General features: G+C 67.7%; 10 protein-coding genes. 3 read left to right on the plus strand and 7 right to left on the minus strand.

Going from position 1 to position 9800, the window contains the following annotated elements:
* Positions 1-26: 26 nt before the first annotated feature.
* Both B0W80_RS33015 and B0W80_RS33020 read right to left on the minus strand, forming a co-directional pair.
* Positions 27-1076, minus strand: coding sequence for a GTP-binding protein (locus B0W80_RS33015; RefSeq protein WP_077003367.1), 1050 nt, complete (start codon positions 1074-1076; stop codon positions 27-29).
* A gap of 103 nt (positions 1077-1179) precedes the next feature.
* Positions 1180-2382, minus strand: coding sequence for a class I SAM-dependent rRNA methyltransferase (locus tag B0W80_RS33020; protein WP_077003374.1), 1203 nt, complete (start codon positions 2380-2382; stop codon positions 1180-1182).
* Between the two features lie 166 nt (positions 2383-2548).
* Here B0W80_RS33020 and B0W80_RS33025 point away from each other — a divergent pair, with 166 nt between their 5' ends.
* The gene (locus B0W80_RS33025; RefSeq protein ID WP_256856756.1) at positions 2549-3727 is read left to right on the plus strand and encodes an AAA family ATPase; all 1179 of its coding nucleotides are present in this window, start codon (positions 2549-2551) and stop codon (positions 3725-3727) included.
* A complete protein-coding gene (locus tag B0W80_RS33030) occupies positions 3724-4323 on the plus strand; it encodes a DUF4276 family protein (protein ID WP_077003369.1) in 600 nt (199 codons plus the stop codon). The genes B0W80_RS33025 and B0W80_RS33030 overlap by 4 nt, the downstream gene beginning before the upstream one ends.
* 22 nt (positions 4324-4345) lie before the next feature.
* Here B0W80_RS33030 and B0W80_RS33035 read toward each other — a convergent pair whose 3' ends face one another.
* Genes B0W80_RS33035 through B0W80_RS33055 form a run of 5 tightly spaced genes read right to left on the minus strand, consistent with a single transcriptional unit; the run spans position 4346 to position 8152 of the window.
* On the minus strand, positions 4346-5314 hold the full coding sequence (locus B0W80_RS33035) for a tyrosine recombinase XerC (RefSeq protein ID WP_077003370.1): 969 nt from the start codon (positions 5312-5314) through the stop codon (positions 4346-4348).
* Positions 5298-5912 (minus strand): YdcF family protein, encoded by a 615-nt coding sequence (locus B0W80_RS33040; RefSeq protein WP_077003371.1) that lies wholly within the window; start codon positions 5910-5912, stop codon positions 5298-5300. The genes B0W80_RS33035 and B0W80_RS33040 overlap by 17 nt, the downstream gene beginning before the upstream one ends.
* A complete protein-coding gene (locus B0W80_RS33045; protein WP_179107087.1) occupies positions 5912-6577 on the minus strand; it encodes a DUF484 family protein in 666 nt (221 codons plus the stop codon). The genes B0W80_RS33040 and B0W80_RS33045 overlap by 1 nt, the downstream gene beginning before the upstream one ends.
* 20 nt (positions 6578-6597) lie before the next feature.
* Entirely contained in the window at positions 6598-7473 is an 876-nt protein-coding gene (gene dapF / locus B0W80_RS33050; protein ID WP_077003373.1) for a diaminopimelate epimerase, read from the minus strand.
* A gap of 28 nt (positions 7474-7501) precedes the next feature.
* The gene (locus B0W80_RS33055) at positions 7502-8152 is read right to left on the minus strand and encodes a 2-hydroxychromene-2-carboxylate isomerase (protein ID WP_077003375.1); all 651 of its coding nucleotides are present in this window, start codon (positions 8150-8152) and stop codon (positions 7502-7504) included.
* On the opposite strand from B0W80_RS33055, the gene B0W80_RS33060 reads away from it, so the two are divergent.
* Positions 8151-9695, plus strand: a complete 1545-nt coding sequence (locus tag B0W80_RS33060) for an FAD-dependent oxidoreductase (protein ID WP_083745794.1) — start codon at positions 8151-8153, stop codon at positions 9693-9695. The two genes, B0W80_RS33055 and B0W80_RS33060, sit on opposite strands and share 2 nt — an antisense overlap.
* Positions 9696-9800 lie beyond the last annotated feature (105 nt).

The following is a 9800-nucleotide window of genomic DNA, read 5'->3' on the forward strand; positions in this document are numbered from 1 at the left end:
CAGCGGTGGCCTTCGGGCTTTTCAGGTCAAACCAGGCACTGCTCCAGGCCCTGCTCCAGGATTTCCCTCGGGAGATCGATTCCGATGAACACCATGCGGCTGTTGCGCTGTTCGTCCGGGCCCCAGGCCGGGCCGAGGTCGCTGCCCATCAGCTGGTGCACGCCCTGGAAGATGACCTTGCGTTCGGTGCCCTGCATGTGCAGCACGCCCTTGTAGCGCAGCATGCGCGGGCCGTAGATGTTGACGATGGCGCCCAGAAAATCTTCCAGCCGGGCCGGGTCGAAGGGCCGGTCGGCGCGGAAGACGAAGCTCTTCACGTCGTCGTCGTGGTGATGATGGTGGCCGTGGCCTTCGTGCGCGTGCGACGGGTGGTCGCAGTGCTCGCCGTGTTCATGGTCGTGGTCGTGGTCATGCCCTTCTTCCTTCAGGAAGTCCGGGTCGATGTCGAGCTTGGCGTTCAGGTTGAAGCCGCGCAGGTCGAACACGTCCTTGAGCGGCACGTCGCCGAAATGCACGGTCTTCTGCGGCGCGCGCGGGTTCATGTGCTTGAGACGATGGACCAGCGCCTCCGTTTCCTCCTTGGCGACCAGCTCGCTCTTGCTGATGAAGATCTGGTCCGCAAAGCCGACCTGGCGGCGCGCCTCCTGCCGGTCGTTGAGCTGCTGCGGCGCATGCTTGGCATCCACCAGGGTCAGGATCGAGTCGAGCAGGTAGCTCTCGGCGATCTCGTCGTCCATGAAGAAGGTCTGCGCCACCGGGCCCGGGTCGGCCAGGCCGGTGGTTTCGATCACGACGCGGTCGAAGTCGAGCAGGCCCTTGCGCTTCTTGGCCGCCAGCAGTTGCAGCGCCTCGCGCAGGTCTTCGCGGATGGTGCAGCAGATGCAGCCGTTGCTCATCTGAACGATCTGCTCCTTCGACTCCGTGACCAGGATGTCGTTGTCGATGTTCTCCTCGCCGAACTCGTTCTCGATGACGGCGATCTTCTGGCCATGCGCCTCGCTCAGGATGCGCTTGAGCAGCGTGGTCTTGCCGGAGCCTAGGAAGCCGGTGAGGATGGTGGCGGGAATGAGGGCCATGGGTGCTCCGGGAATGTGGGAAAGGCAGGAAGGCGGAAAGTTTAGCCACGCGCCCCCGGCCCCGCTTCTGCCAAGGGCAAAACACCGACGGTTGTGGGCAGGGCTACTTGCGCACCACCACCAGCCCCTTGAGGTACTCGCCCTCCGGGAACTCGATGGTCATCGGGTGGTCGGGCGCCGCACCCAGGCGCTCGCTGATGAATCCGTCAACCCCTGCGTCGATGCCGGCCGAGGCCACGATCTTGTGGAACAGGTCGGCGCCGATGCCGCCCGAGCAGGAGAAGGTCAGCAGCACCCCGCCCGGCTCCAGCAGCTTCAGCGCCAGCCGGTTGAGGTCTTTGTAGGCACGTGCCGCGCGCTCGGCATGGGCCACGGTGGGCGCGAACTTGGGCGGGTCGAGCACGATGGCATCGAAGCGCCGTCCCTCGTCGAGAAATCGGCGCAGCGAGGCATTGACGTCGGCGTCCAGGAATTCGGTGTTCGCACCGGCAAAGCCGTTCAGCGCCACGTGCGCCCGCGCACGCTCGAGCGCGGGGAGCGACGAGTCGATGGACACCAGCGCCGCGCCGTCGAGCGCATCGGCCGCCTTCAAACCGGCCAGCGCCGCGACGGTGAAGCCGCCCGTGTAGCAGAAGCAGTTGAGCACGCTCCGAAAGCGCCGCTGCCGCGCGAGCTCGGCAAAGCGCCGGCGGCTGTCGCGCTGGTCGAGGTAGAAGCCGGTCTTGTGGCCGGTGGCGACATCGAGCGTCAGCTGCCAGTCGTGCTCGCGGATCGCGAGTTCGGTCGGCCCGGTGCCGCGCAGCCAGCCGGTGACCGGCGGCAGCCCTTCGCGCTCGCGGCCGCTGGCATCGGAGCGCTCGTACAACTTCGCGAGCCCGGTGGCCGCCAGCAACGCATCGGCGATCTGGCCCTTCCAGCGTTCGGCGCCGGCCGACAGGAACTGCGCCGCCAAGGTGTCGCCGTAGCGGTCGACGATCAGCCCCGGCAGCCCGTCGGCCTCGCCATGCACCAGCCGGACGCCGTCGCTCCGGATGTCGAACAGCTGCCGCGCGGCCACCGCAGCCTGCACGCGCTGCGCCATGAAGGCCGCGTCGATGCGCTGCTTCTCGTCGAAGCTCCAAGCCCGCGCCCGGATCTTCGAATGCGGGCTGAACGCGGCCCAGGCCAGGAATCGGCCGTCTTCCGCTTCGATGCGCACGGTCTCGCCGGCATCGCCGCCGCCCTTGGCGATGGCCGAATCGAAAACCCAGGGATGGCGGCGCAGCAGGGAGCGTTCCTTGCCGGGCCGCAGGCGTAGAGATTTCATGAGGGTCTGCATTCTCGCCGCTGAAGCTTCCAGTGCTTTCGTCGGTTCGGCGTGCGAAACTACATCGGCACTGCGTTGGGCCACCCATGGCCTAACTTCACCCGAAGAATCGGCAACCTGGCTTGAAAGGCCTTTTACGTTGAGCGCTCCCGTTTTCATACGACGCGTGGTTCTTCGCAATTACCGAAGCATCGGTAGCTGCGACGTCCAATTGAGCCCGTTGACCTATCTCGTGGGATCGAACGGTTCCGGAAAAAGCAACTTCCTGGACGCCCTGCACCTGGTGTCCGATGCCTTGACGGGCTCATTGGAGAATGCTTTGAACAGCAGAGGCGGCCTGTCCGAGGTTCGCCGCCGGTCCAATGGTCACCCGACCCACTTCGGCATACGGCTTGAGTTCATGCTGCCGAATGGCGTACTTGGTCATTACGCTTTCGGAGTCGGGAGCCGGCAAGAGTTCGGCAATGAAGTTCAGACGGAAGAATGCGTTCTTGGCGGCTTGGGCAAGGGGCCATTCTTCAAGATCGAGAAAGGCGTGCTCAAGAAGAGCAGCGAGGCGACGTTTCCGGCAGTCACGCCCGATCGACTCGCCTTGGTCAGCCTGTCGGGGCTCACCGCGTTCAGGCCGGTCTTCGATGCGTTGACGTCAATGGGCTTCTACAACCTGAACCCGAAGCTCATGCGTGAGATGCAGAACCCGCAAGATGGCCGCCTGCTGAAATCCGCAGGTGAAAACGTTGCAAGTGTCATCGGCCATCTCGAACGGGTGGCGCCTGACGCCATGCGCGTCATTGAAGAGTATCTGCAGACTGTCGCACCGATGGTGCAGGGCGTCGAAAGGAAAAAAATCGGCCCGATGGAAACGCTGGAATTTCGCCAAGACATGGCGGGGTCTAAAGATCCTTGGAAATTCCTGGCACAAAACATGTCGGACGGCACGCTTCGAGCATTGGGTGTGCTGACCGCCCTTTTCCAAGGCAATAGGGACCACGCGCCATCACTGATTGGCGTAGAGGAGCCTGAAACCGCTCTGCATCCTGCGGCAAGCGCTGCGCTCAGAGAAGCTCTGGTCCGAGCCTCACGGAAAACGCAAGTCATCGTTACAAGCCACAGCCCAGATCTCCTGGACGATCGGAATCTCGACGCCGACTCGTTGCTGGCGGTTCTGTCGGAAGGCGGTGAAACCCGCATCGCTCCATTGGACGCCGCTTCGCGTTCGACGATGCGTGACCACCTCTTCTCCGCGGGCGAACTGCTTCGGCTCAATCAATTGGCACCCGATCGCGACGTGCTCGAAGCGCAAGGTCAGAAGCAGATCGAACTCTTCGGGCGAGCAGCTACTTGATCACGGTTGCTTCCATTGTCGAGGGCCAGGGGGAGGCTGCAGCCCTTCCAGTGCTCCTTCGTCGCGTTTGCGAGTGGCAGACACCTCATGCGACGCTGCATGTTCCAGCTCCCATCCGGGTCTACAAAGATCGGTTCCTGAACAAGGAAGACGAGTTTCGCCGTCATCTGCTGCTGGCTGCCGCCAAGTGCGGAGACGATGGCTTGATCCTGGTGTTGCTCGACGCGGATGACGACTGTCCAGCGGCGCGGGGACCTGAGATTCTTCAACGAGCACAAGCCATTGTTCCGCATCGCCACGTATCCGTCGTGCTTGCGAACAGGGAGTACGAGGCTTGGTTCATCGCCGCCGCTGCTTCGCTGCATGGGCACCGCAACTTCACTTTCGACGCGTCGCAGGGTTCGCGCGAAGCGGAGATACCTCGCAACGCGAAGGGCTGGATGGCGCGGCGAATGGGCGGAGTGGGCTACAACGAGACGACCGACCAGCCTGCATTTACCGCTCGAATGAACCTCGAAATGGCGTTCGAGAACAGTCGCTCGTTCAGGAAGCTCTGCAAGGACTGGCTGCGATTCAACTCACCACATCGATCCTGACCATCAACAGGCAAAGTCTCGATTACTTCGTCTTCGCCTTCGCCTTCGCACGCGGATGCGCCGCATCGTAGGCCTTCGCCAGATGCTGGAAATCCAGCCGCGTGTAGATCTGCGTGGTCGAGATGTTGGCGTGGCCCAGCAGTTCCTGCACTGCCCGCAGGTCGCTGCTGGACTGCAGCACGTGGCTGGCGAAGGAGTGGCGCAGCATGTGCGGATGCACCGGCGTGGCCAGCCCGGCCTTGAGGCCGCGGCCGCGCAGTTGCCGCCAGACCGCTTGGGAAGACAGGCGCATGCCCGTGCGGCCGATGAAGAGCGCGGCGGCAGCGGCCGGATCGCGCAGGCGGGCGACGGGCAGTGCCGGGCATTCGTCGCGCACCGCGATCCATGCAAGCAGCGCCTCGGCCGCCTTGGCGCCCACCGGGACGATGCGGCGCTTGCTGCCCTTGCCGAGCACGCTGGCCTCCCTGGCGTCGAGGTCGACCCAACCCAGCGCGGTGCCGCTGGCGCGCAGGTCCAGCCCGGTCAGCTCGCCAACCCGCAGGCCGCAGCCGTAGAGCAGCTCGACGATCGCGCGGTCGCGCGCCTCGGTCCAGGGGTCGGCATCTTCGTCGTGCAGCTCGGCGAGCTGCACGGCTTCGTCGACTGCCAGCGCTTTCGGCAGCGGCCGGCCGGCCTTCGGCGCGTGCACGTCCTGCACGGGGTTCGAGGTGATCAGTCCCTCGTGCCCCAGCCAGCGGTAGAAACTGCGCCAGCACGACAGGATCAAGGCGATGCCGCGCGACTCGTGGCCGGCGCTGTGCAGCTGCGCCATCCAGCGGCGCACGTGGGCGGTATGCACCTGCGTCAGCGCCAGGCCGGCCGCCTGGGCCCTTTCGGCCAAGCCCTGCAAGTGGATCGCGTAGAGCTCGACCGTGCGCGCCGCCAGCCGCCGCTCGACCCGCACGTACTCGAGATACTTCTCGACGAGCGGGGATTCAGTGGAGGTAGCCATTCGCCGCATTGTTCACGATGGCCAGCGGCTCGCGCAACGCGCCGCGGAAGGCCATGCCCCAGCGCTGCCAGCAGGTGGTGGGCGCGGCGGCGTACTGCACGTCGAAGCGGCGATCGAAGCCGGCGGCCTGCACCAGCCGCTGCACCCGCCACAGGTGGTAGGGCTCGCTGACGACGATCACGCGCTGCGCGCCCGCGGCCTCCAGCAGCGGGCGCGACATCGACAGGTTCTCGCGGGTGGACTGCGACACCGGCTCCACCAGCAACGCGCCTTCGTAGCCTTCGGCCCGGGCGTGCTCCCGCATGACCTCGGCTTCGATTCGGCCGTCCTCGCGGTCCACACCGCCCGACAACAGCAGTTGCCGCACCAGGCCCGCGCGCGCGAGTGCGATGGCGGTGTCGACGCGCCCGGTCAGGCAGGGATTGGGGCGGCCGTCGCGGTAGGCGCGGTTGCCGAGCACCAGGGCCACGTCGGCCGCCTGGGCCGGCGGCTGCGCCAGCCGTACGTGCGCCTCGCGCCAGACCACGGCGTAGACCGCCAAATAACCCAGCAACAGCGCGGCCAGCGTGCCCACGAGCACGCGCCGCCAGCGCGCCATCAAGGGCGTAGCCGCGACAGCGCTGCCGAGGCCAGCTCGGCGATGCGCTCCAGGAAGTCGGTGCCCATGTCGGCATGGAAGCGTTGCGCGTCCGGCGACGCGAGCACCAGAAGGCCGAAAGCCGGCGACTCGGCCTCGGGCCGCAGCGCGATCAGCGCCATCGACACGGCCGCCTGCGGCTCCGACAGCCACCCCGCGACGTCGAAGCCGGCATTGACGCCGCAGTAGGGCGTGGTCAGCGAGGTGGCCAGCGCCTTCATGTCCTCGCTCACGCCCTGTGCGTAGGCCTCGCTCGCATAGCTGCCGTCGCAGTCCCAGATCTTGATCGCGACCTGCGGCACCAGGAACAGCGTCTGCAGGTCGGCCGCGATGCGCGTGGGCAGCGCGCGTGGGTCGCGGGTGGTCAGGAGGCCGCGCGTCCAGCGCTGCAGGCGGTCGGCCGTCACGACGTTCTCGGTGCCGTGGCGCACCATGTCCATCACGCGGTGCTCGAGCGCCTTGATCTTCTCGCGCAGCATCTCGGCCTGGCGCTCCTGCAGGCTCACGGCACGGCTGCCGTGGGGGCTGGTGAGCTGCACCTGTGCCAGCAGTTGCGCATGGCGCTCGAAGAAGTCGGGGGAGTTCGCGAGGTAGTTGGCGATGTCGTCTTCGGTGATGGGATTCATGGCGGCTTGGGGGATGGAATTCATGCGGCGTCAGGCACCTCGATGTCGCCTTCGAACACGGTGACGGCGGGTCCGGTCATCAGCACCGGCGCATTGCCGCCGGCCCATTCGATGGTCAGCAGTCCGCCGCGGGTCTGGACGTCGACGCGGTAGTCGAGCCGGCCGAGCCGGATGCCCGCCACCACGGCGGCGCAGGCGCCGGTGCCGCAGGCCAGGGTTTCGCCCGCGCCGCGCTCGAACACGCGCAGGCGCACGTGCGTGCGGTCGACGATCTGCATGAAGCCGGCGTTGACGCGCTGCGGAAAGCGCGGATGGTGCTCGATGGCCGGGCCCTGCTTCGCCACCGGTGCGGTGTCGACGTCGGCCACGATCTGCACCGCATGCGGGTTGCCCATCGACAGCACCGCCAACGACACCTTCGCACTTTCGGCATGCGTGCCGAGCGCCAGATGCCAGGTGTGCCAGCCGTTGTCCTGCTGCGGGTCGAGGCCGGCGGTGTCGAAGGGCACGCGCTGCGGCTCGAAGATCGGCGCGCCCATATCGACGGTGACGCGGCCATCGTCGCCCATCCTGGGCTCGATCACGCCCGACAGCGTCTGCACGCGCACGGAGTCTTTGCCCGTGAGGCCCTGCTCGCGCACGAAGCGCATGAAGCAGCGCGCGCCGTTGCCGCACTGCTCCACCTCGCCGCCATCGGCGTTGTGGATCACGTACTGGAAATCGATGCCCTCCGCGGGCGAGGGCCGCACGCTGAGGATCTGGTCGGCACCGACGCCGAAATGGCGGTCGGCCAGAAAGCGGTATTGCCCCGCACTGAGGCCCATCGGATGGCGGGTTTCGTCCAGCACGACGAAGTCGTTGCCGGCGCCCTGCATCTTGGTGAAGCGGATTCGCATCGGGGGATTATCCGCCGCGCCCGTTCCCCTATCGGTCACGCAGGCGGTCGAGGGCGCGGTCGAGGAAGCCCAGCCTGTCCTGGCCCCAGAAGCGCTCGCCTTCGAGCACGAAGGTCGGCGAGCCGAACACGCCGAGGGCGACCGCCTCTTCGCTGTAGGCGCGGTAGGCCGCCTGGGTTTCGGCCGCGCGCTCCATCGCCTGCAGCGCGGCGCCGTCGTAGCCGTTCTCGCCGGCCACCGCGATGCGCACCGACGCGTCGGAGGTGTCGCGCTCCTCGGCCCACAGCGCCCGCAGCAGCGCATGCGACAGCGGCTGCGCGTCGAGCCTCAGCAACTGGGCGGCGATGACCATCCAGCCGGGGTACTTGTTCCAGTCCGGGTCGGCCGGTTTTCCTTTCGGATAGTGCGCCGGCTCCAGCACCAAGGGCATGCCGAGGTGGTCGCGCCAGCGCGCCAGTTCGAGCGCGTGGTAGCTGCGCCGCGCCTCGGGCCGCGTCTTGAGCGGAATGCCGCCGGTCTGCGGCACCACGGCCTGGAAGTCGTAGGGCTTGAGCGTCAGGCGCACGTGGTGCCGGCGCACGATGTCCTGCAGTTGCGGGCCGCCGAGGTAGGCCCAGGGCGAGGAGAGGCTGTAGTAGCAGTCGAGGGCGATCATCTTCTGGATTATCTTCAGGACCATGTCAGCCCATTCCCCGACCGCGTTGCCGCCGGTGCCGCCCCAGTTCACCACCAGCCCGCGAAACCTGGCGGCCCTGGACGTACTCGCCGCGCAGGCACGCGCCGACCTCGAACGCATCAACGTCCCGCCCGCCACCTGGATGCTGCCCGACACGTCGGCCACCGACGACGCGCCCGTGCTCGACGTGCTGGTGGCTGGCGCCGGCATGTGCGGCCAGACCGCCGCCTTCGCGCTGCGCCGCGAAGGCCTCGCGAACATCCGCGTGATAGACCGCGCCCAGCGCGGCGACGAAGGCCCCTGGGGCACTTACGCGCGCATGCTGACCCTGCGCAGCCCCAAGCAGGTGGGCGGCCCCGAGCTCGGCGTGCCCTCGCTGAACTTCCGTGCCTGGTACGAGGCGCAGCATGGCGCCGAAGGCTGGCAGGCGCTGCACAAGATCGGCCGTGTCGACTGGCGCGATTACCTGCTGTGGGTGCGCGACACGGCCGGCCTGGCGGTGGACAACGGTGTCGCGCTGCACGCGGTGTCCCATCTCGATGGCGGCCGCCTGCTGGCCCTCGAACTCGAAGGCCCTGGCGGCCGACGCGAGACGGTGCGCGCCCGCCAGCTGGTGCTGGCACTGGGCCGCGACGGCAGCGGTGCGCCGCGCTGGCCCGACTTTCCGTCACTGCGCCGGGACGACCCGCACGCGGCCGGTCGCGTCTTTCATTCGGCCGACGCCATCGACTTCGCCGCGCTGGCGGGGCGCCGCGTCGGCGTGCTGGGTGCGGGCGCCTCGGCATTCGACAACGCCGGCAGCGCGCTGGAGGCCGGCGCTGCGCAGGTCCAGCTCTTCGCGCGCCGGGCGCAGCTGCCGCAGGTGAACAAGAGCAAGGCGGCTTCGAGCTACGGCTTCCTGCGCGGCTTCGAAGGACTGGACGATGCGCGCAAATGGCGCGTGTACACCTACATCTTCGACGAGCAGGTGCCGCCGCCCTGGGAAAGCGTGCGGCGCTGCGACGCGCATGCCGCCTTCACGCTGCGGCTGGGCACGCCCTGGCTGGACGTGGCGCCCGATGCCGAGGGCGTGACCGTGGCACTGCCCGATGGCGGCAGCGAACGATTCGACGCGGTGATCTTCGGCACCGGCTTCGACGTCGACCTGCTGGACCGCCCCGAGATCGCGCCCTACACGCGCCGCATCGATACCTGGGCCCGCCACGTGGCGCCCGACGAAGCCGCCCGCCATCCCGAGCCGGCGCGCTTTCCCTACCTGGGCGCGGGCTTCGAACTGCTCGGCCGCGGCGACGTGGCGCACGACGAGTCGAAGGCGCTCGGCCGCATGCGCCTCTTCAACTGGGGCGCGACCATGAGCCACGGCGCGCTGGCCGGCGACATCCCCGGCCTGGCCATCGGCGCCACCCGGCTCGCGCAAGCCATCGCACGCGACCTCTTCGTCGAGGATGCCGACCGCCACTGGGCCCGGCTGCAGGCACACGAAGAGCCGGAGCTGATCAATACGCGGTGGTACGTCGATCCCGCCCAGCCAACGGGATCACGCTGATTCCAGCTGCCGCCCGGCCGGCGAAGCCAGGCCCGGTCGGGAAACACCGCGGAACCGGCTTCGCCGGGCCGCTGGTGTTGCCCCCGGTGAGGGGGTTGGCGGACC

The sequence above is a fragment of the Variovorax sp. KK3 genome, assembly GCF_001984055.1.
Taxonomy (GTDB): domain Bacteria; phylum Pseudomonadota; class Gammaproteobacteria; order Burkholderiales; family Burkholderiaceae_C; genus Variovorax.

Bases quoted from the DNA above. Each gene is read 5' to 3' on its own strand.
- B0W80_RS33060 (WP_083745794.1), top strand. From the start codon at position 8,151: ATGTCAGCCCATTCCCCGACCGCGTTGCCGCCGGTGCCGCCCCAGTTC.
- B0W80_RS33055 (WP_077003375.1), bottom strand. From the start codon at position 8,152: ATGGTCCTGAAGATAATCCAGAAGATGATCGCCCTCGACTGCTACTAC.
- dapF (WP_077003373.1), bottom strand. From the start codon at position 7,473: ATGCGAATCCGCTTCACCAAGATGCAGGGCGCCGGCAACGACTTCGTC.
- B0W80_RS33015 (WP_077003367.1), bottom strand. From the start codon at position 1,076: ATGGCCCTCATTCCCGCCACCATCCTCACCGGCTTCCTAGGCTCCGGC.
- B0W80_RS33040 (WP_077003371.1), bottom strand. From the start codon at position 5,912: ATGGCGCGCTGGCGGCGCGTGCTCGTGGGCACGCTGGCCGCGCTGTTG.
- B0W80_RS33045 (WP_179107087.1), bottom strand. From the start codon at position 6,577: ATGAATCCCATCACCGAAGACGACATCGCCAACTACCTCGCGAACTCC.
- B0W80_RS33035 (WP_077003370.1), bottom strand. From the start codon at position 5,314: ATGGCTACCTCCACTGAATCCCCGCTCGTCGAGAAGTATCTCGAGTAC.
- B0W80_RS33020 (WP_077003374.1), bottom strand. From the start codon at position 2,382: ATGAAATCTCTACGCCTGCGGCCCGGCAAGGAACGCTCCCTGCTGCGC.